The 20,932-nt window shown below is 41.7% G+C and carries 17 protein-coding genes and 1 riboswitch; of the genes, 16 read left to right on the forward strand and 1 reads right to left on the reverse strand.

Annotation, left to right across the window (positions count from 1 at the left end; all coding sequences use genetic code 11):
* Positions 1–39: 39 nt before the first annotated feature.
* The 11 genes from strainIA91_RS02030 (at position 40) to strainIA91_RS02080 (ending at position 14,940) form a co-directional block, all read left to right on the forward strand.
* On the forward strand, positions 40–651 hold the full coding sequence (locus tag strainIA91_RS02030; protein WP_400167431.1) for a V-type ATP synthase subunit D: 612 nt from the start codon (positions 40–42) through the stop codon (positions 649–651).
* A gap of 47 nt (positions 652–698) precedes the next feature.
* Positions 699–2,480, forward strand: a complete 1,782-nt coding sequence (locus tag strainIA91_RS02035; RefSeq protein WP_400167432.1) for a V-type ATP synthase subunit I — start codon at positions 699–701, stop codon at positions 2,478–2,480.
* Between the two features lie 275 nt (positions 2,481–2,755).
* A complete protein-coding gene (locus tag strainIA91_RS02040) occupies positions 2,756–3,196 on the forward strand; it encodes a V-type ATP synthase subunit K (protein WP_400167433.1) in 441 nt (146 codons plus the stop codon).
* Positions 3,197–3,295: 99 nt separating this feature from the next.
* Positions 3,296–3,640, forward strand: coding sequence for a nitrous oxide-stimulated promoter family protein (locus tag strainIA91_RS02045; protein ID WP_400167434.1), 345 nt, complete (start codon positions 3,296–3,298; stop codon positions 3,638–3,640).
* A 28-nt stretch (positions 3,641–3,668) separates the two neighbouring features.
* Positions 3,669–4,877 (forward strand): DUF2334 domain-containing protein, encoded by a 1,209-nt coding sequence (locus tag strainIA91_RS02050; RefSeq protein ID WP_400167435.1) that lies wholly within the window; start codon positions 3,669–3,671, stop codon positions 4,875–4,877.
* Between the two features lie 167 nt (positions 4,878–5,044).
* On the forward strand, positions 5,045–5,344 hold the full coding sequence (locus tag strainIA91_RS02055) for a nucleotidyltransferase family protein (protein ID WP_400167436.1): 300 nt from the start codon (positions 5,045–5,047) through the stop codon (positions 5,342–5,344).
* Positions 5,325–5,672 (forward strand): DUF86 domain-containing protein, encoded by a 348-nt coding sequence (locus strainIA91_RS02060; RefSeq protein WP_400167437.1) that lies wholly within the window; start codon positions 5,325–5,327, stop codon positions 5,670–5,672. The genes strainIA91_RS02055 and strainIA91_RS02060 overlap by 20 nt, the downstream gene beginning before the upstream one ends.
* Positions 5,673–5,958: 286 nt before the next feature.
* Positions 5,959–6,840 carry an HNH endonuclease gene (locus strainIA91_RS02065; RefSeq protein ID WP_400167438.1) on the forward strand — a complete coding sequence of 294 codons (882 nt, stop codon included), beginning with the start codon at positions 5,959–5,961 and terminating at the stop codon, positions 6,838–6,840.
* Between the two features lie 155 nt (positions 6,841–6,995).
* A complete protein-coding gene (locus tag strainIA91_RS02070) occupies positions 6,996–10,331 on the forward strand; it encodes a helicase-related protein (protein ID WP_400167439.1) in 3,336 nt (1,111 codons plus the stop codon).
* A 5-nt stretch (positions 10,332–10,336) separates the two neighbouring features.
* A complete protein-coding gene (locus strainIA91_RS02075; protein ID WP_400167440.1) occupies positions 10,337–14,068 on the forward strand; it encodes an Eco57I restriction-modification methylase domain-containing protein in 3,732 nt (1,243 codons plus the stop codon).
* A complete protein-coding gene (locus strainIA91_RS02080; RefSeq protein ID WP_400167441.1) occupies positions 14,065–14,940 on the forward strand; it encodes a DUF2971 domain-containing protein in 876 nt (291 codons plus the stop codon). Before strainIA91_RS02075 ends, strainIA91_RS02080 begins: the two co-directional genes overlap by 4 nt.
* A gap of 61 nt (positions 14,941–15,001) precedes the next feature.
* Here strainIA91_RS02080 and strainIA91_RS02085 read toward each other — a convergent pair whose 3' ends face one another.
* Positions 15,002–15,856, reverse strand: coding sequence for an EVE domain-containing protein (locus tag strainIA91_RS02085; protein WP_400167442.1), 855 nt, complete (start codon positions 15,854–15,856; stop codon positions 15,002–15,004).
* Positions 15,857–16,040: 184 nt separating this feature from the next.
* Between strainIA91_RS02085 and strainIA91_RS02090 the strand changes: the two genes are divergently transcribed.
* The 5 genes from strainIA91_RS02090 to strainIA91_RS02110 all read left to right on the forward strand — a co-directional run bounded on the left by strainIA91_RS02090 (position 16,041) and on the right by strainIA91_RS02110 (position 20,929).
* Positions 16,041–16,640 (forward strand): transposase, encoded by a 600-nt coding sequence (locus tag strainIA91_RS02090; RefSeq protein WP_400167443.1) that lies wholly within the window; start codon positions 16,041–16,043, stop codon positions 16,638–16,640.
* A gap of 688 nt (positions 16,641–17,328) precedes the next feature.
* A complete protein-coding gene (locus strainIA91_RS02095; protein ID WP_400167444.1) occupies positions 17,329–18,474 on the forward strand; it encodes an ATP-binding protein in 1,146 nt (381 codons plus the stop codon).
* A gap of 73 nt (positions 18,475–18,547) precedes the next feature.
* Positions 18,548–18,772, forward strand: a complete 225-nt coding sequence (locus tag strainIA91_RS02100; RefSeq protein ID WP_400167445.1) for a hypothetical protein — start codon at positions 18,548–18,550, stop codon at positions 18,770–18,772.
* Between the two features lie 277 nt (positions 18,773–19,049).
* A riboswitch (FMN riboswitch) is annotated at positions 19,050–19,169 on the forward strand.
* A 27-nt stretch (positions 19,170–19,196) separates the two neighbouring features.
* Positions 19,197–20,297 (forward strand): bifunctional diaminohydroxyphosphoribosylaminopyrimidine deaminase/5-amino-6-(5-phosphoribosylamino)uracil reductase RibD, encoded by a 1,101-nt coding sequence (ribD, locus tag strainIA91_RS02105; RefSeq protein WP_400167446.1) that lies wholly within the window; start codon positions 19,197–19,199, stop codon positions 20,295–20,297.
* Positions 20,282–20,929, forward strand: a complete 648-nt coding sequence (locus tag strainIA91_RS02110) for a riboflavin synthase (RefSeq protein ID WP_400167447.1) — start codon at positions 20,282–20,284, stop codon at positions 20,927–20,929. Before ribD ends, strainIA91_RS02110 begins: the two co-directional genes overlap by 16 nt.
* Positions 20,930–20,932 lie beyond the last annotated feature (3 nt).

A 20,932-nucleotide genomic window follows, 5' to 3' on the forward strand; every position in this document is an offset into this window, starting at 1 on the left:
ACCACTCATCACTCATCACTCATAACTCCTAAAGGCTTTATGGCAAAGATAAAACTGACAAAAAACGAATTCAAAAAGCAAAAAGATGCCCTGAAACGGTATACCCGTTATCTTCCGACCCTTGAATTAAAAAAACAGCAGTTATTATCGGAAATCCGGCGGATTCAGGATGAGATCGAAAAACTGAAAAAGCAGTATGAATCCATGAAAACCCAGCTGGAAAAATGGGTGGCAGTTTTTGGGGAAGATGTGGATATCGGTTCACTCTTTTCTCTTCAGGAAATTGAAACCGAAACCGGGAATATTGCCGGTTCAGACATTCCCCTTTTTAAAGGGATAAGCTTTGAGGATGTGGATTACGACCTCATGGAATATCCTTTCTGGGTGGATGAGGGGATTGAAACCATCAAGACATTCGTCGCCATGAATGCAGAAATTGATATTTTGAAGCAGCAGGAAGAAATCATCCAGGAAGAACTTCGCACAACGGTCCAGCGGATCAACCTGTTTGATAAAATCCTCATTCCCCAAACCCGGGAAAATCTCCGGAAAATCCGGATTTTTCTGGGGGATCAGCAGACAGCTTCCGTGGTCCGGGGGAAAATCGCCAAATCCAAACTGGAAAAGAAAAAGATGGAGGAAGCGGTCTGAAACGTCTGCCGGCGTAACAGACCTGAATACCGACTATGATCGTACCCATGCAAAAAGTAACACTCCTGGTAAGCCGTCAGGACAGGGATAGCGCCCTGAAAACCCTGCGGAAGATGGGAGTGGTTCACATAAATATTCCCCGGTCCGTCATCAGTGAAGATATCAGCCGTCTTGAGGAAAAACTGAACAGGGCTGAAAAAGCCTTTCGCCTTGTCCCTGAAACGGAAAAACCGGGTAAGCCGGGGAAAGAAAGCGCCCGGGATATAATCGATGACATCCTGGAAATTGATGAGCTTAGGTCTACACTGACCCAGCGCCTGTCAGAGCTTTCCGACATGGAAGCCTGGTATGAACGGTGGGGAAAAATATCCCTGGAAGATGTAAAAAAACTGGCGAAATCAGGTCTTTTTATCAAATTGTATGCCACATCCCGCTCTGCCCTTGAGGATATCCCCGGGGATGCATGGGTTTTTGAAATCGGCGGGGACAAGAATGATGTCCGACTGGTACTTGTCGCGCAACGTGAAGACGAAAGGCTTCCCTTTAAAGAAGAAGTTTTCCCTCCCATGGAATATAAAGCCATCCGGGAGGAACAGGGGGAAATTGAAAAAGAACTGAAAGCCCTGTCTAAAAAATTATGGCAGTATACCGGGGATGTGGAAAAAATTCAGGGATATATCCAGTCCGCGGAAAAAGACCTGAAACTGGCTAAAGTCCGTGATTCCATGGCCGAAGAAGGACCGGTTCTGCTGCTGGAAGGATTTATCCCCGAAGAGAAAAAAGACATCATCAAAAAGGGCGCTGACAAGTATGGATGGGGATATGTACTGGAAACACCCTCGGAAGAGGATCTTCCGCCGACCCTGATTAAAACGCCCAAATGGGTAGATGTCATCAAACCGGTCTTTGATTTTATGGGAACGGTCCCCGGTTACCGGGAATACGATATAAGCATGTGGTTTTTGATCTTTTTCAGCCTCTTTTTTGCCATGTTGATTGGTGATGCCGGATATGGTTTGCTTTTCATCGGGATCACCGCGTGGGCCAGGACACGGATGAAACACTTTCCGCCGGAACCCTTCAGACTTATGTATATTCTGGGTGGGGCGACTTTTCTGTGGGGAGTCATCAGCGGGACCTGGTTCGGATCCGAAACCATCGCTTCTATTCCTTTTCTACGGCAGTTTATCATTCCGTCTGTTTCCAGTTTCGATCTGAAAAACCCTGCGGCTTTCAATGATAACCAGACCTTTATGATGGCCATGTGTTTTATCATTGGTGCCGTTCATCTGACCATTGCCCACCTTATCAATGCCTGGAAATTGCGACATTCGCTGAATGCCGTGGGACAGCTTGGCTGGGCCATGATTATTTGGGGTGTATATTTTCTGGCGGGGCAACTGGTACTCAACAAGCCGATGCCCTCTTTTGGCGGTTGGCTTCTGGCCATTGGTTTTCTGATGGCACTTTTCTTTTCCGCCACGGAAAAAGGCATCATAAAAGGCGCCCTGAGTACCCTGGGTAACCTGCCCCTGGATATGATCAGCGGTTTCTCCGATGTGGTTTCGTACCTGAGACTTTTTGCCGTGGGATATGCATCGGTGGTTGTGGCTTACAGTTTCAATCAGATGGCCATTGGGGATGGAATCAGCAGCGTCTTTTCCGGACTCATCGCCGCCTTTATCCTCTTTCTGGGACATGGTTTGAATATCATACTGGGGGCCATGTCCATCATCGTCCACGGTGTGCGCCTGAACATGCTGGAATTCTCAGGCCATCTGGGAATGGAATGGTCCGGTGTGAAATATGAACCGTTTAAAGAGAGTTAAGAGTTGAGAGTTGAGAGTGGTAAAGACAGGCTGATGCCTGCCTCTGAGTAGGAGTTATGAGTTTAGAGTGATGACTACTTCGCGAAACACTGCCGACCCTGTGAAATACGCTTCACTCATTTCACAGGGCCAACTGCCGACTGTCGACTGCTGACTGCCGACTGATGACTGCCGACCCTGTGAAATACGCTTCACGCATTTCACAGGGTAAACTGTCAACTGCCGACTGCCGACTGCCAACTGATGACTGACGACTAAAAAAAAAGGAGAATAGAATGGATTTTGCAATGTTGGGTGATATGAATTTTTCGTTAACGCTGGCTGCGATTGGATCGGCACTTGGGACCGGTGTTGCCGGCATGGCTGCCATTGGAGCCTGGAAAAAGGCATTTGCCGCCAATAAAGCGGCTCCTTTTATTCTGGTAGCTTTTGTAGGAGCCCCATTGTCCCAAACGATTTATGGAATGATTCTGCGGAATGCCATTCAGGGAGTATCCTGGACGGCTGAAACCAGCGGATATGCCATGGTTATCGGTGCCCTGAGCGGACTTGCCATGGGTATGAGTGCCTTTATGCAGGGAAAAGCCGGAGCCCGGGCATCAGACGCCCTGGGAGAAACCGGCAAAGGATTCGGTAACTACATTATGGTTTTGGGTGTAATCGAAACCGTCGCCCTCTTTGTCATGGTCTTTGCCATGACAGCATTACCGCAGTAACAGCAGTGCGTGTCCTGCTGCTGAACAGGATGTGTCCTGCTGCAGAACTGAAAACATCCATGAGCGGCCACAGAGCCGCTCTTTTGATTTGGATAGGACATGACGTCACATCGTTTATATGATTTTTTTCAGCGATACGAACCGGTCACCATGACAAAGATGATCGGGATTTATTGTCGCGGAGTCCATCAAACCCATGACGGATTGTGTCCGGAGTGCGACGCACTCAAAACATACGCCCTTGCCCGCCTGGAGGCATGTCCTCTCCATCCCCGAAAACCTGTGTGTGCCCGATGTCCCGTTCACTGTTACCGGACGGACATGCGGCAGCAGATTCGTGCCGTAATGCGCTATGCAGGTCCCCGGATGGTTTATAAAGCACCCCTGTTAACCCTGGTTCATGGAATCCACTCCCTCATCAGCCGCAGAGGGTCATCAGAATAAAAAAATTTTATCTCAGAGAAATGGATATATGATCACACAACATGAGCAGCTGACAAATCACATCATATATCCTGAAACATATCCCGGATTTCAGGGCCGGACATCCTTGAAATATTTACTTTTTCTCCTTGTCATTTTCAGTTATTCATCCCTGTTTGCCATTGAAAAATTTTATTTTATCATTCGGGTGGATGATATCCAATCCCGGACGACGTGGGAACCCCGGCGGATCATCGATTTTCAGGAAGCGGTTGAAAGCCGTGGCGGGAAAATCTCGTGGGCTGTGATTCCCCATCGCCTGATTGAAATCCAGAACACGGATGGGCAACTCACCCGGGATTTAAGGGAGTCTGTTGCCCGGGGACATGAAATTGTTCTCCACGGGTACAATCATATATGTCCCACATGTGGTCAGTCCAGCCATGAAATGTATTGTTCATCCACGGCCACGCATCATACCTATGAAGTCCAGGCGGAGATGATCCGGCAGGGAATGGACATACTTTGGGATAGTCTTCAGGTCATCCCCCGGAGTTTCGTCCCGCCGGGCCATCAGGCCGATACCACCACCTACCGGGTACTGCTGGATCATGATATCGAATTGATATCAACCACGGGCAGCACCCGGGATTCAATGTACCATCATTTGTACAACCTGGCACCCCACAGTGAATACACCTGGACCTTGTCGGAATCGGAGTATCACGCCAAACTCCGGACAGCATTATCGGAAATTGAATCCAGGCGGCAATCTGACGGCTATTATTGTCTGTTACTTCATGATCCTTTTATCCGTCAGGGATATGAAAACGGCCGGGTCATTGCCTGGACCGCGGAACTGCTGGATTCCCTCAGGACCCGTTATGGCCGGGGACTCGCCTTTGTCACCCTGAGTGAAGCGGCGGAAATATTCAATCCGTCGCCCGTCAATGTGGCACATGCTGAAAATAGGATTCCCCGAACGCCGGTTTTACATCCCAACTATCCCAATCCCTTCAACCCGTCCACCACCCTCTCCTATACCATCCCCCAGGGGGGACATGTGACCCTTACCATCGTTGATGTATCGGGAAAAGCGGTAGCCCGTCTGATAGACACATATCAGGCCGCCGGGAAACATTCATACCACTGGGATGGCAGCTCGCCGGATGGCCAGCCCCTCAGCTCCGGCGTTTACCTGTCCGTACTCCGCCAGGGGGATCGAACCGTCTCGGGGAAAATCATATTTTTGAAATAAAAGGGCTGAAAAAGATATCCTCATAGAATTGAGTATAAAAGCAGAAGCAAGGGGATTGTGATCAGAAGGTAAATGTAGAGGGAAAGTGCCCTGTGACAAGAAGTAAAAAAATTATGAATAAGCGGGAAATCTTGCTTACATTTTATATGAAGTGAAGAGGTGTGAACATGTTGAGCAAAAACGAAATAAAAAATATATCTGAATATTTTAAAGATAAGCCTGTTTTAAAAGCCTATCTTTTTGGCTCACATGTCAGAAATGAATCAAAATTGGATAGTGATATTGATATTCTTGTTGAACTGGACTATTCACAGCAGATCGGATTAAAGTACATTAAAATGCAACTGGATTTGGAGAAATTACTCAATCACAAGGTAGATCTGCTCTCTGAAAATGCCATATCAAAATATATCCGTCCAATGATTGATCGTGAAAAAAAACTGATCTATGAAAAACAGAATCGCTGACGAAGTAAGAATCAGACACATCCTGGACGCAATTTCAGATATTGAAAAATTTACTGAGAAAAAGAATTTTGAAGATTTTTCATCTGATAAAATGCTTCAATCTGCATGTGTACATCAATTGCAAATAATCGGTGAAGCTGCCAACCACTTTACACGGGAATTTATGAACCAACATAATCATGTAGAATGGGCAGAAATTGTAGGTTTGCGAAATTTACTGATTCACGAATATTTTGGTATTGACATAAAACTGGTATGGCAGGTCATTCAAAATGATCTTCCACGTTTGAAAGAAAATATTCAGAACATATTTGAAAACCTGATATAAATTTTTGTAACAGATAAATATATAATCAATCCTGTAAGACTTGTTTTGAAAAGCCAAAAGAGGAAAAAATAGTGATAGTCAATTCCAAAACTTACTCCCATTTTTTTATGTGTCATCTGACACTTCAAAACGCACAACCCCCTTCGGTGGGCACTTTTCCGGTGTATTTTTAGAAACCAGAAATATAGACTGCTGTTAAAACACCAAATGATTTCTTTTAATTATTATTTAACCTATATTAAAAAAGTAGGAATGATAATATTAAAATAATTTCTAAGGATACCGTGTGAACGAACAAATACGTATTGCAGCATTTAGCTGGCTTGAGCAACAGGTTCGTTTATATGATGAAGTTCTACCAAGAAAACTCCTGGAATCGGGATTTTATTATCACGATCAGCATATTACTTTAGTGGGACCACAGGGGATCTGGAAACCCAAAGCATGTCAGTTCCCACTTTCCATCACGACAATTGCCAATAGTCCATACGATGATAGAATTACCCGGGAGAATTTTCTCCAGTACCGTTACAGAGGGAAGGATCCTTATCACCCGGATAATGTAAGATTGCGGGAAATGATGCAAAGGCAAATCCCACTTATCTATTTTCTGGGAATTGACAAGGGGAAATATCTGGCAACGTGGCCTGTATTTATCAGTCAGGATGATATGTCCGCCTTAACCTTTACGGTTGCCGTCGACGAGTCCAAAGCCATCATGCAAGAAATGGTTAAAGAAGACCCCGAGACATTTTACAGAAGATCTTATCTGACAACACAAACCATGCAGAGACTTCATCAGAAATCCTTCAGGGAAAGGGTCCTGGCGGCTTATCAAAATCAATGTGCATTATGCCGGTTAAGACATCGTGAACTTCTGGATGCCGCACATATTATCTCTGATACACAAGAACGAGGTGACCCTATTGTACAAAACGGACTTTCATTGTGTAAAATTCACCATGCCGCTTTTGATCAATCCATTATTGGGATTTCTCCGGATTATATAATCAAAATACGTCACGATATACTGGAAGAGACGGATGGACCTATGTTGAAATATGGCATTCAATCCCTTGAAAACCAGAAAATTATACTACCATATCACCGGAGAGACTGGCCGGACAGGGATAGGTTGGCAGAACGATTTGAGCAGTTTAATGTGTAATAAATTAACATCTAATTGAATAGGCTTAAATTAATGCGTTGCAATTTAAAACTGGATATGTGTTATTATTTCAATAAATCATGAATATCTCATTCCCCTTTCGTCAAAAAAATATTACTTTTAAACACTTTTTAAGTAAATAAAAAGGTCATTGAATGAATTATTCATCAATCAAAGATAATCACGATCATGGATCAGTTGGAGATTTTCTGCGCGAAGTAATACTCTCTGAATCAGATATGTCCATTGTGTCTGCCTATTTTACAATTTATGCTTATCAGAAATTGAAAAAGCAGCTTGATCGTATTCACAGACTACGTTTTTTGTTTGGGGAACCCACATTTATTAAATCTTTGGATCCGGAAAAGGTGAATACACGGGATTATCAAATAGAAGATAATAAATTGGCGATTCCACTTGAAAGCCGTTTAAACCAAAAGCGTGTTGCTCAAGAATGCGCTGACTGGATTCGTGACAAAGTTGAAATCCGGTCAATGGTAAAACCAAATTTTCTTCATGGAAAACTATATCATATAAAACAAAAAAGTGGTATAGAAAAAGCTATTGTTGGAAGTTCAAACTTTACGGTTAATGGTCTTGGACTTGGTGGATCAAAAAATATTGAATTGAATCTTATTGTTGATAGTGACCGTGATCGCCGTGAATTAAAGGACTGGTTTGATACTCTTTGGAATGCAGATGAAGCTCTCGTACAGGATGTTAAAGAAGAAGTTCTTAAATATTTGAATCAGCTGTATATGGAAAATGAACCGGAATTTATTTATTTCAAAACACTGTATCACATTTTTGAAGATTATTTAAGTGAACAGAAAAAAGGTGGTCTTCTGGATGAAATTACCGGGTTTTACGACAGTGAAATCTGGAATACTCTCTATGATTTTCAAAAAGATGGTGTTAAAGGGGCAATTAACAAAATTCTTAAGCATAATGGATGCATTATTGCTGATAGCGTTGGTTTGGGTAAAACTTATGAAGCTTTAGCTGTTATCAAGTATTTTGAACTTCTAAACGCCAAAGTATTGGTTGTATGCCCGAAAAAATTATCAGGAAACTGGACAATTTATCAGGCCAGCCAAAATCACACATTGAACCCTTTTAAAAAGGACCGGTTTAATTATACTGTTTTATATCATACAGATATGGCCCGGGAGACGGGAATTTCTCATGCTAATGGTATTGATCTGGCAAATTTTAATTGGGGTGCTTTTGACCTTGTTGTCATTGATGAGTCACATAATTTCCGGGGTAATCCTATTGAAAGGGAAACCTCAGATGGTGAATTAAAAATGAATCGGGCAAAATGGCTTATGGAAAAGGTGATCAAATCCGGTTCAAAAACGAAAGTCCTGATGTTATCTGCTACTCCAGTCAATAATACACTCAGAGATCTCCGAAATCAGATCAACTTTATTACTGAAGGAAAGGATGATGCCCTTGCAGAAATGTGTAAAATACGAAGCATTTCTACAACAATTGAAACAGCTCAGAGACACTTTACACAATGGGCAGATCCCAAAAATCCCTCGAAAAATTTAAAAGAACTTTTGGAAAAACTTAATTCATCATTTTTTAAATTGTTGGATGAGATGACGATCGCCCGATCACGAAAACATATTGTTAATTTCTATGATCACCTTAAAATCGGCAATTTCCCCATTAGAAAAAAACCAATATCAATTTACCCTGAAATTGATCTTAACAATCGATTTCCATCTTACGACAGAATTAATAAGCAAATTTTGGAATATAAATTGTCTGTTTTTAATCCATCTGCTTATGTGAAAAAAGAAAAACAGAAGAAATATGAGGAGATAGCCCGAACTGAAATCCTTTCATTTAAACAGGCTGATCGGGAGAATTTTTTAATCGGAATGATGAAAGTCAATTTCTTAAAACGGCTGGAAAGTTCTATCAGATCGTTTGAAATTTCTTTGGAAAGAACAATTCAAAAAATTGAGGCACTGGAAGAGAAAATTCAAAAATTTAGAAATAATGATTTATTCGATAAGGAAGAAACGCTTTACGACTACATCCCAAATAAAGAAGAATTGGAGGAAAATTCAGAAGAATGGGATGAGTGGCTGGTGGGAAAAAAGTTAAAATTTAATCTGAACGATCTTGAATTAGATACATGGCTTGAAGATTTAAAGAAAGATAAAGATGCCTTGGTTGATTTATTCAATAATGCACAAGCCGTCTCCTGGGATCGTGATGCTAAACTACATGAGCTTAAGAAGATCATCCTGCATAAAGTAAAAAAACCGATTAATGATAATAATAAAAAAGTTGTTGTGTTTACTGCCTTTGCCGATACTGCAAATTATCTTTACGATCATTTAAAAGAATGGACAAGGCAGGAATTAGGCCTTCATATCGCACTGGTTACAGGAAACAGTACTAAAACAACTCTTGGACGAAATGATTATGATAGTATTCTGGTTAATTTCTCACCCAGATCAAAAAATCGGGATTTATTAATCCATAATTCGCAACATGAAGAAATTGATCTTTTAATTGCCACTGACTGTATCAGCGAAGGGCAAAATCTTCAGGATTGTGATTACCTGGTAAATTATGATATTCATTGGAATCCTGTTCGGATTATTCAACGATTTGGGCGGATTGACAGACTTGGAAGCCAAAATGAAACCATACAACTTGTAAATTTTTGGCCGACCAAAGATCTGGATAACTATATCAATCTAAAAGAACGGGTAGAAGCCCGCATGGCTCTGGTGGACGTGACGGCAACGGGTGAGGATAATATTCTCAATAATGAACAACTTGAAGAACTTATAACTGATGATTTAAAATATAGGGATCGACAATTAAAAAAACTCAGGGATGAAGTTTTAGATCTTGAAGATATGGACGAAACGATTTCTCTTACAGACTTTACCCTGGATGATTTCCGGATTGAACTCCTTAACTATATTGAAAACAACCGGAAAAAACTGCATGATTCACCCCTGGGACTCTACGCGATTGTTCCTGCGCCAGGTGGAAAACATGCAAACCTGATACAAGGACGGCAAATATCACACCAAGAAAAAGAAATTATCAAACCGGGTGTGATTTATTGTCTTGCCCAAAAAGATGAATATGAGGGGAATGAACAGGTCAATCCTTTAAATCCCTATTTCTTGGTTTATATCCGGGATGATGGAACAGTTCGTTATAACTACACACACTCAAAACAAATTCTTGAAATCTTCCGTCTTTTATGCCAGGGCAAGAAAGAACCGTATGAACAGTTGTGCGATTTGTTTAATGATGAAACCTCCAATGGCGAAAAGATGGATAAATATTCAGATTTGTTATTCCGGGCTGTGAATGAAATTGTAAAAATTTACAGAAGCAGGAGCAACTCAAATATAACAACCAACCGCTCAGCCATGATAGCTCCGATTGATAAACAGATCAGAAAAATAAATGATTTTGAACTGGTAACCTGGCTAATACTTAGGTGAAAACCATGAATGATTATGAATTAAAAAAAGCCATTCAGGATTCCATTCAACGGTTTAATTCTCAAAATCTTTCTCACAACGCATTCGAATTATTTAAAATCTTAGGTTATGATACATCACGTCAGAATCCGCTGGTACCCAAAACATATCAGGAATTCAAAAGAAATTTTATAAGGAAAGAATCCTCCTTTCATGAAGACAAAGCTTTTACTGATGAGTGGATATGGGTTGATTTTTTGTTTCAGTTAACACAAGAAGAATTATCAAATCAGTCATCTTTTTTTAATACCCACCAGGTCAATGATCAAATAATTGAATCCTATCTCTTTTTTGCTATTGAGCTGAAGAATCAAGACTATTCAAGAACAAAACTGGCACAGATTACACGGGAAATAAATAAGGTTTTCTCAATTCCCTCTTTAATACTTTTTAAACATGGAAATACATTGACCCTTTCCGTCATAAACAGGCGCTTGCACAAAAGGGATCGGCAAAAAGATGTATTGGAAAAAGTCACTTTAATCAAAGATATCTCCGTTTCAAAGCCACACCGGGCTCACATCGAGATTTTATACGATCTTTCGTTATCAGAACTTGTGAGGGTCCATAGGGTAACAAATTTTGTTGAACTTCACCATGCCTGGCAAAAAACCCTGGATTCCAAAGAGCTTAATAAACGTTTTTATAAAGAGTTATCAGAGTGGTATTTCTGGGCGACCCAGAAAGTGACGTTTCCCGGTCTTTATCATACCACAAAAAATCCAACACAAGAGGCCCTTAAAGAACAGAATTCTAAAAATCTCATACGTCTTCTCACCCGTTTGCTATTTGTCTGGTTTGTAAAAGAAAAAGGATTGATCCCGGAAGAACTTTTTGACGAAAAGTTCTTGAAAGATGAGTTGTTGAATCACTTTGATCCCAATAATCCGGATGTTGAAAACCCCGATACAAAAGGTAGCCGTTATTACAGGGCTGTTTTACAAAATCTCTTTTTTGCAACCCTCAATAAACCTGTTGAAAAAAGAGAATTCCGTAAAGACGGCCAGCATATGAATATTCATAACCTGATGCGGTATAAACGGTATTTTAAAAATCCCGATCTGTTTATTGATCTGGTCGAAAAGAAAGTCCCTTTTATGAATGGCGGGCTTTTTGAATGTCTGGATAAACCGGATCCTGAAAAAAAAGGACCTCAGGGTGGGGATGTCATCATTTATGAAGACGGATTTTCAGATCGTCCTGATAACAGGCTGTGTGTTCCGGATGATCTTTTCTTTACGCCCGAAACACATGCCGATTTATCCCGGGAGCTGGGGGATAAACGAAAAAAGGACGTTAAAACATGTGGTCTGTTGAATATCCTTAAGAAATATAAATTTACCGTGGCTGAAAACACCCCGATTGAAGAAGATATCGCTTTGGATCCCGAGCTCTTAGGCCGTGTTTTTGAAAATCTTTTGGCCAGTTACAATCCGGAAACAAAGACAACCGCCCGGAAACAGACCGGGAGTTTTTACACACCCCGTGAAATTGTGAATTATATGGTGGATGAATCCATCAAAGCATATTTGAAGCAAAACCTGCAATCCAAGCTTGGCATGCCTGAAGAAGATGCTGAAGTTGGCCTGGATATTCTCATCGGATATTATGAAAAAGATCATGCGTTTAATGACCAAGAGACAAATGAATTAATCAAAGCGATCGATAGTGTTAAGATATTGGATCCTGCCTGTGGATCCGGGGCGTTTCCCATGGGGGCACTGCATAAGCTGGTGCATATCTTGCACAAACTGGATCCCCAGAATAAGCGATGGAAAGAACGCCAGTTACAGAAAGCCATGGCTATTGAAGACCCGGATATCCGGGATCATTCTATTGATGATATTGAGAAGGCTTTTGAAGAAAATACCCTGGATTATGGAAGAAAATTATACCTGATTGAGAATTGCATCTATGGTGTGGATATCCAGCCTATCGCCGCTCAAATTAGTAAACTACGGTTTTTTATTTCATTGATTGTTGACCAGAAAAGCAATCATAATCCAAAAGACAATTACGGCATTCGTCCCTTGCCGAACCTTGAAACCAAATTTGTCGCGGCCAACACCCTGATTGGTATTGAAAAGCCGAAACAGCAGATGAATTTTCTTGAAAACCCGGAAGTTCAAAAGTTAGAAGATCGCCTTAAAGATGTCCGGCACCGCCTATTTTCTGCGAAAACTCCTGCGACCAAACGAAAATTGCGAGAAGAAGATAAGCAATTACGTGAACGCATGGGGCAGATATTGGAAAATTCCGGTTGGAGCAATCAATCTGCACGGCAGTTGGCAGCCTGGGATCCTTATGATCAAAATAGTTCCAGCAAATGGTTTGATCCGGAATGGATGTTTGGAATGGATGATGGGTTTGATATCGTGATTGGCAATCCGCCTTATATTCAGCTTCAGAAAATGAGAAATGATCCAATTCGGGAAGTATATAAAAAACAGAATTATGAAGTATATGAACCTACAGGTGATATCTATTGCCTGTTTTATGAAAAGGGTATTCAATTACTTTGTAACAATGGACATCTTTGTTACATAACCAGTAATAAATGGATGAGAGCCGGATATGGAAAAAAAATGAGGGAATATTTTCTCAAATTTGATCCCAAAATATTAATTGATTTAGGACCTGGTACATTTGAAGCAGCAACAGTTGATACAAATATATTTTTAATCAAAAAAGCACAAAATAAAAAAAAATTGAGCGCTTTAACGATTAAATCAAAAATAAATAAAAACGAATTAAACCTTTCAGATTATATGGGAAAAAATGAGGTAGAACTCAATCAATTGAATCATCAGGCCTGGTTTATAGGCAGCGCCGCTGAGCAACAACTCAAAGAAAAAATAGAACACATAGGCAAACCCCTCAAAGATTGGGATGTGAATATTTATCGTGGAGTATTAACCGGCCTCAACGAAGCCTTTATCATTGATAGCCGGAAACGGGAGGAGATACTTAAGAATTGCCAAACCGAAGACGAACGCCGCCGCACCGAAGCAATCATCAAACCCATATTGCGAGGAAGGGATATTAAGCGGTATTACTATGAGTGGGCTGGGTTGTGGGTTATAGGTACATTCCCGGCTTTGAGATTAAACATTGATGATTATCCAGCCATTAAAAAGTATTTTTTAGATCATTTTAATATTAGTCAATTAGAACAATCTGGGAAAAAATACTCCGAATTTGGTTTTAATGCCCGTAAAAAGACTGGTAACAAATGGTTTGAAACCCAAGATCAAATAGCTTACTACTCCGAATTTGAGAAGGAGAAGGTGGTGTGGGCAGAAACTGATCAAGCACTAAATACTGTATTAGTTCCTTCTAAAATTTATTTACAAAAAACTTGTTTTATGATAATTTCTTCTCACAATAAAGTAATAAATGCTTTCTTAAATTCTCAATTAACACAATGGTATACTCGCTTAAACAGTCCAAACTTGGGAAATAAAGGATTATCCTTAACAAAAGAGACTGTACAAGAAATTCCACTTCCACCAATTACAGTACCCAATCAGTCCTATGTTCAGCAGATAGAGACGTTGTTTGATAAAATTATTCTGGCCAAAAAAAATAACCCACAAACAGACACATTGGAATGGGAAAAACAAATTGATAAATTGGTCTATGAATTGTATGGATTGACGGAGGAAGAGATACGAATTATAGATGAGTCAGTTAAGTGAAATGCTTATTTAGTAAAAATGGCGATATTAATCCAATTGATGAGCATTTGAATAAAGTTCCAACGATACTTTATAAATATCGTTCCTTTGATCCATGTGGCTATAGTTTAAAACTTGCATCGAAAGGGGAGGTCTTTTTCGCAAGTGCAAAAGACTTTAATGATCCTTTTGATAATTATTTTATACCTAAGAGTGAATTAGAAAACCTTGATGGAGATTCTTTAGATTATATTCTTCGTAAGAAAGCAAAACAATTCTATAAAGATGCAAGTGATAATTTTATAGAAAAAATGGTTGAAAAAGGAAAAAGACGACTTAAGGAATTTCAAATAAATAAGCGTCCAATAATGAAACAACTTTTAAATAAACAATATAGTTCATTTGGCATTTGTTCTCTTTCGGCCAACCCAAAATCGTTGCCTATGTGGGCATATTATGGGGATTCTCATAAAGGTTTATGTATTGGAATAAAAACTTCTACAATTGCTCAGCATCAAAGATATTTAATTAAATCAAATATATTGTTAATGCTTCATAAAGTGTTTTATACTAAAAAGATTCCAATTGTACATTTTGGAATAAATACAAACTTTGATAATGATAAAGAGATTTTAAAGACCCTATATACTAAATCTATAAATTGGAAACATGAAGAGGAATATAGATTGATTTTTGAAAAATATTTTTCAAAAAGTTATTTATTTGGGACGGATGCAATTGCTGAAGTAATAATCGGTAATCGGGCAAATAAAAAGAACATCATTTCTTTATTAAAAGAACTAAAAGAATCAAATTCCAATGCAGTAGTTAAGAGAGAAATTTGCTCAGAATCTGAATATAAAATTGATTTTAAAATAATGAAAATAGATTAATCAAAATAATAAGTAAATGAATAATTTTTGCTTTTCCTTTTAAAAATAAATTATTAATAATCTATTCCCTTATCTCCAGCCCAAAATGCATCTCCCGGTGGCAATTCGGGCACAGGGCCATGGCGTTTTCCACGGTATCCTCACCTCCCTCTGCCAGAGGTATACGATGGTGGACCTCCAGATAGGGTGTGTTGTCACTGCGTCGCAAAAAGGGTGCGGGTTGATGACATCGTTCGCAGATTCCATTCGCACGCTCCAGGACTTCAACGATAACATCGGGATTTCGGTGAAAGACCATCTGTTGTACGGTGGTTTTTAAAGGAATTTTTGGAGCTTCCGAGCGCCTTCTCTGCCTATCTTCCCTGGAAAGTTTTCGCGATTCTTCAACACGCTTTTCCAGTTCTTGATCAAATGTTTCCTTAGTTGTAATTGATATCATGATTGATTTCTGATCCCATAACTGCACCAAGCGTTCATATTCTTCTTCGCTTAAAACAAAATTTGATCCCGTTTTAATTTTTACAATGTGCATATTGGATAACAGAGCATCTGCTTTGATATCATCCAGGGTTAACATACCGGCCTTTTTTGTCAACCGGACTTCAGATAACTCAATACATGCTTTAATCTCATGAGGTTCTTTGGATTTATCATACCATAAAAGATCTGAAAGTTGTTCATACGGATCAGGAATCTGTGATTTGGGAATACAGGGTCCCGCAATTTTCCCCAGGGCCACAATTCCAGGGGTATCTTTTGTGGAGCCTTTTGCACGCCATAAAAAGACAGAATCACCCACAGATACCATTTTTTGATGTTTTGGAAACGTCACGGTCCAATAAATGATTTGCTTACTTGACAAATACTCATTCACGTTAAAATTATCCGGATTCCCCTGAAAAATCCAACGTGTCATGGTACAAAACCCCCTTTATTTAAACATCATTTTGAACATCATTTTGCAAAAAATAATAAAACAAAATAATCATGTCAAACCATAATCTATTCAATGTACATTTTTAATGATAAATTGTATTTGTATTTATAAATTATCATTGTTTGTGAATTGGGTTTGTCTGGTCATTCATCAAAGGCGAGAAATGATGCAATACAATCGTGAAAAACACCACCGCCATTCCATTCGTCTGCCGGGATATGATTATTCCAAACCGGGGGCGTATTTTGTCACCATTTGCACCCAAAACCGGGAATGTTTGTTTGGGGAAATTGTGGTCGGTGAAATGGTGTTGAATGATGCGGGGTGGATGGTCAATATTGTCTGGGATGAAATGCAAAATAATTACCCCGGTGTTGAAACCGATGAATTTATTATCATGCCGAATCATATACATGGAATCATTGTCCTCGTGGGGGCAGGCCCCCGTGCCTGCCCTGATAATGGGCAACCACAAATTACCGGGCAACCACAAATTACCGGGCAACCACAAATTACCGGGCAACCACAGGGGGTTGCCCCTACGTTGTCATTACCGGATGTTGTGCATCGATTCAAAACCATGACCACAAAACGATATACGGATGGTGTTAAACAAAATGGTTGGCCGCCATATCCCGGGAAATTGTGGCAACGCAATTATTGGGAACACATTATTCGTGATGAACATGAATTAAACCGCATTCGTCAATATATCCGCAACAATCCCATGAATTGGAAAAATGATGATCATTTTGACAAATGAAATACAATCCTGTAAGAACCACCAGACGGTCGTCCCAACACCACCGCCATTCCATTCGTCTGCCGGGATACGATTCTTCACGGGGCGGGTCCCTTTTCACAGGGCAGGCAATCCCCTGTGAAATACGCCGCGCTCCGGTATGGAATTCAAGCACCTCACTTCGTTCGGTGTTCAATAGCCGCTACGCGGCTTTCAAACGCCGCTGCGCAGCGTTCAAATGTCGACACCTGGAATCCTTGAACGGCACGAAGTGCCGCTTGAATTTTTGATCGCCGAAGGCGTTTGAACACTGAGCTCAGCGAAGTGCCAATCCCCTGTGAAATACGCTGCGCTCATTTCACGGGGCAGGCAATCATCTCCTGGAAGTTGGAATTTGGAAGTTAGCGTCGCTTCGCTCCTGGTGTGTCAATCAAATCAATCTATTCAATCAAATCAATCAACTAACGACTGCCGACTGTCCACTGTCGACTAAAAAAGTAACGCGAAACGCGTGACAAGGGGTTCAATCATCCAATCCCCCAATCGAATCAATCTCTCCAATCCCCTCGCCACAGTCAATTTTCCACTGCCGACTGCCGACTGCCGACTGCCGACTGTACACTGTCGACTGCCGACTGATGACTAAATAATAATTACTTGAGATTGTAATCGAGAAATATTATAATAATAAGTGACCAAAGGGGTGCTTATGGATAAAATGGCACTTGTCTACCGTTATCTTCAAAATGAACTGGAAAAAGACCTTTTTCAGGGAAAGACCCTGATTTTATATGGTGCCCGGCAAACGGGAAAGACAACTCTGATCGGACAGTTACTGCAAAACCGGCAGGAAAACATCGTTTGGATGAATGGCGATGAAGCCGATGTCCGTCATCTTTTTACTCATTTAAATTCTGACCGTCTAATACCCTATCTTCAGGGAAAGGATGTTTTGGTCCTGGATGAAGCACAGCGGATTCCTGAAACCGGCCTGGCAATTAAAATCATCCACGATCATTTTCCGGCGATCCAACTGATTGTCACCGGGTCATCTTCTTTTGAATTGACAAGTAAAATTATGGAGCCAATGACAGGCCGGAAATTTGAATATTTTTTGTATCCCTTTTCATTCAATGAAATGACACAACATCATGGATTGTTGACTGAAAAAAGACTTTTGGAGCATCGGTTGATCATGGGATATTACCCGGAGATTGTGATGCATCCGGAAAATGATCAAAAACGACTGGATTCCCTGGTTTCCAGTTATCTATATAAGGATTTGCTGAAACTTGAACACATACGCAAACCGGTGCTTCTGGATAAAATAATCAGAGCCCTTGCCCTGCAGGTGGGTCGTGAAGTCAGTTATAATGAACTGGCACAACTCCTGAATTCTGATAAAGAAACGGTTGAAAAATACATTGATCTTCTGGAAAAAACCTATATCGTCTTTCGGGTCCCTGCTTTCAGCAGAAATGTGAGGAATGAAATCAAAAGAAACCGGAAAATATATTTTTATGATAATGGGATAAGAAATGCTGTCCTTGGGAATTATTTACCGTTACACGCAAGGACCGATACCGGGGAATTGTGGGAGAATTTTCTCATGAGTGAACGACGAAAATTTTTGAATAACCGGAGTATTGGAGCCGGGATGTATTTTTGGCGCACAACACAACAGCAGGAGATTGATTATGTTGAAGAACGCAGAGATGGGCGTCTCCTGGCCTTTGAATTTAAATGGAATCCCCGTAAAAAATGCCGTTTATCCTCTACGTTCGCCTCTGCGTATCCATCCACCCCTTATGCCGTGATCTCCCCGGAAAATATTGAAGAATTTCTCAATCAATAATCAATCCACCAGTCCAATCCCCTGTGAAATACGCTGCGCTCATTTCACGGGACAGGCAATTATCTCCTGGAAGTTGGAAGCTGGAATTTGGAAGTTAGCGTCGCTGCGCTCCGGCATAGAATTCAAGCACCGCTTTGCGGTGTTCAATCGCTGCTGCGCAGCGTTCAAGGATCTCACTTCGTTCGATCTTCAATCCCAGATATGCGGATTTCAATGGGTGACTTCATTTTTTGAATACTGCGAAGCAGTTGAACGGCACGAAGTGCCGCTTGAATTTTTGATCGCCGAAGGCGTTTGAACACTGAGCGTAGCGAAGTACCCAATCCCCTGTGAAATACACTGCGCTCATTTCACGGGGCAGGCAATCATCTCCTGGAAGTTGGAAGCTGGAATTTGGAAGTTGGCGTCGCTGCGCTCCTGGGGTTTCAATCAAATCAATCAATTCAATCTAGTCAATCGACTTTTTGACTTTCGACTTTCGACTTTCGACTGATGACTGCCGACTGTCAACTGTCAACTGTCCACTGCCGACTGCTAAACGTCTTGCTTCTCCTCCCCCGAACCCCTAAATTTATCTACGTCTTCGGGACAGGGTGAAAATCCTGACCGGCGGTGACAGTCCGCGAGTCCCCCTGGGGACAGATCCTGTGAAATTCAGGAACCGACGGTAAAAGTCCGGATGGGAGAAGATTAAAAAGTCCCGAACGTATGGGATTTTTTTTATGACTACACATTTTCAGTGGATGCGAAGAGCCTTGCACCTGGCCTCAAAGGGACGGGGATTCACAAGCCCCAATCCTATGGTGGGAGCTGTTTTGGTTAAAAATCATCACATCATCGGCGAAGGCTACCATGAAAAATTCGGAGGTCCCCATGCCGAGGTGATGGCTCTTCGGCAGGCGGGGGTCAAGGCAAAAGACGCCACGATGTATGTGACACTGGAACCCTGCAGCCACCAGGGAAAAACACCACCTTGTGCCCCACAGGTGATTAAGGCCGGTGTGTCCAGAGTCTATATCAGTATGACCGACCCCAATCCCCTGGTGAACCAAAATGGTATCCGGATGCTGGAAAATGCCGGTGTTAAAGTCTATACCGGACTCCTGGAAAAAGAAGCCCGCGATCTGAACCGGGGGTTTATCTCCCTCATGGAGAAAAAACGTCCCTGGCTTACCTTGAAAATGGCCCAGACCGCAGACGGCTATATCGCTGATCTGTCCGGAAAAAGTCAGTGGATCACCTCGCCTCCCGCACGGGAGTTTGTTATGTCCCAACGTGCCCTGCACGACGGCATCATGGTGGGACTGGGAACCGTCCTTAAAGATAATCCGGGCTTGTTGCCTGCCAAACGCGATGCGTATATCCCCTGGCGCATCATTCTGGCCGGAACCCTGATGATGCCCGATTCCCTTAAAATCCTGACAGACGATTATACACAACGGACCATGATTTTAACTTGTGAAAACCCGGAACCGGAACGTCTAAAATTCCTGACGGACCGGGGTTTGAAAATCCTGACCATTCCGGCAGATTCCACAGGAAAGGTGTCAATCCCAAAAGTCCTGGAGGTGCTGGGAGAGCAGGGAATTACTTCCGTGTATTGTGAAGGGGGTGGACAGATCGCAGGCACACTGATCCGGGAAGGATTGTGTGATGAGATTCAGCTTTTTGTGGCACCCAAAGTGTTGGGACAAGGATTACCGGTTTTTGGAGGATTTGCGAAAAATCTGGACCAGGCTGTTCGACTGAAATGGGAAGATATTCAACGAATCGGACCCGATCTCCTGGTCCGCGGGAGGCTTGATTCATGTTTACAGGATTGATTGAAGAGGTGGGATCCATCCGGAAAGTCATGGCAAATCCTGAAGGGAAAGCTTTCCAGATTGAGGCCCACAAGGTTTTGGACGGATTAAAAACGGGGGATAGTGTGGCCGTGGATGGGGCCTGCCTGAGTGTGACATCGGTCCTTAAAGACGGTTTTACGGTCCAGGCGGTTCACGAAACCATCCGCAAAACCACCCTGGCGTTTTTTCGTCCCGGCTTACAGGTGAATCTGGAGCGGGCCATGGCGGCAAACAGCCGGTTTGGCGGACACTTTGTCCAGGGACATGTGGACGGGATTGCTCCCATATCCTCCATTGAAAAAAAGGGGAATTCAGCAGTCATAACACTGGAAATCCCGGAAAATATACGGCGTTATATCGCCGTCAAAGGATCGATTGCCATAAACGGTATCAGCCTGACAGTGGCGGAATATACCGGAAGGTATCTTTCTGTGGCCGTGATTCCCCTGACCCTGAAAGATACTCACCTGGGATTGAAAAAAACCGGGGACTATGTCAATATCGAGGTGGATATCCTGGCCAAATATGTGGCACGGCAAATCTCCGGGAATTCAGAAGATGAGACACCCCTGGAAAAAAAAATGACAAGCTGGGGATATAAAAAGAGATAAGGA

It is taken from the genome of Candidatus Neomarinimicrobiota bacterium, from assembly GCA_041154365.1.
GTDB classification, from domain to species: Bacteria; Fidelibacterota; Fidelibacteria; order Fidelibacterales; family Fidelibacteraceae; genus Fidelibacter; species Fidelibacter multiformis.

Excerpts from the sequence above, each read along its gene's own strand:
- strainIA91_RS02030 (WP_400167431.1), top strand. The coding sequence starts at position 40 with ATGGCAAAGATAAAACTGACAAAAAACGAATTCAAAAAGCAAAAAGAT.
- strainIA91_RS02035 (WP_400167432.1), top strand. The coding sequence starts at position 699 with ATGCAAAAAGTAACACTCCTGGTAAGCCGTCAGGACAGGGATAGCGCC.
- strainIA91_RS02040 (WP_400167433.1), top strand. The coding sequence starts at position 2,756 with ATGGATTTTGCAATGTTGGGTGATATGAATTTTTCGTTAACGCTGGCT.
- strainIA91_RS02045 (WP_400167434.1), top strand. The coding sequence starts at position 3,296 with ATGACGTCACATCGTTTATATGATTTTTTTCAGCGATACGAACCGGTC.
- strainIA91_RS02050 (WP_400167435.1), top strand. The coding sequence starts at position 3,669 with ATGATCACACAACATGAGCAGCTGACAAATCACATCATATATCCTGAA.
- strainIA91_RS02055 (WP_400167436.1), top strand. The coding sequence starts at position 5,045 with ATGTTGAGCAAAAACGAAATAAAAAATATATCTGAATATTTTAAAGAT.
- strainIA91_RS02060 (WP_400167437.1), top strand. The coding sequence starts at position 5,325 with ATGAAAAACAGAATCGCTGACGAAGTAAGAATCAGACACATCCTGGAC.
- strainIA91_RS02070 (WP_400167439.1), top strand. The coding sequence starts at position 6,996 with ATGAATTATTCATCAATCAAAGATAATCACGATCATGGATCAGTTGGA.
- strainIA91_RS02075 (WP_400167440.1), top strand. The coding sequence starts at position 10,337 with ATGAATGATTATGAATTAAAAAAAGCCATTCAGGATTCCATTCAACGG.
- strainIA91_RS02085 (WP_400167442.1), bottom strand. The coding sequence starts at position 15,856 with ATGACACGTTGGATTTTTCAGGGGAATCCGGATAATTTTAACGTGAAT.
- strainIA91_RS02090 (WP_400167443.1), top strand. The coding sequence starts at position 16,041 with ATGATGCAATACAATCGTGAAAAACACCACCGCCATTCCATTCGTCTG.
- strainIA91_RS02095 (WP_400167444.1), top strand. The coding sequence starts at position 17,329 with ATGGATAAAATGGCACTTGTCTACCGTTATCTTCAAAATGAACTGGAA.
- ribD (WP_400167446.1), top strand. The coding sequence starts at position 19,197 with ATGACTACACATTTTCAGTGGATGCGAAGAGCCTTGCACCTGGCCTCA.
- strainIA91_RS02110 (WP_400167447.1), top strand. The coding sequence starts at position 20,282 with ATGTTTACAGGATTGATTGAAGAGGTGGGATCCATCCGGAAAGTCATG.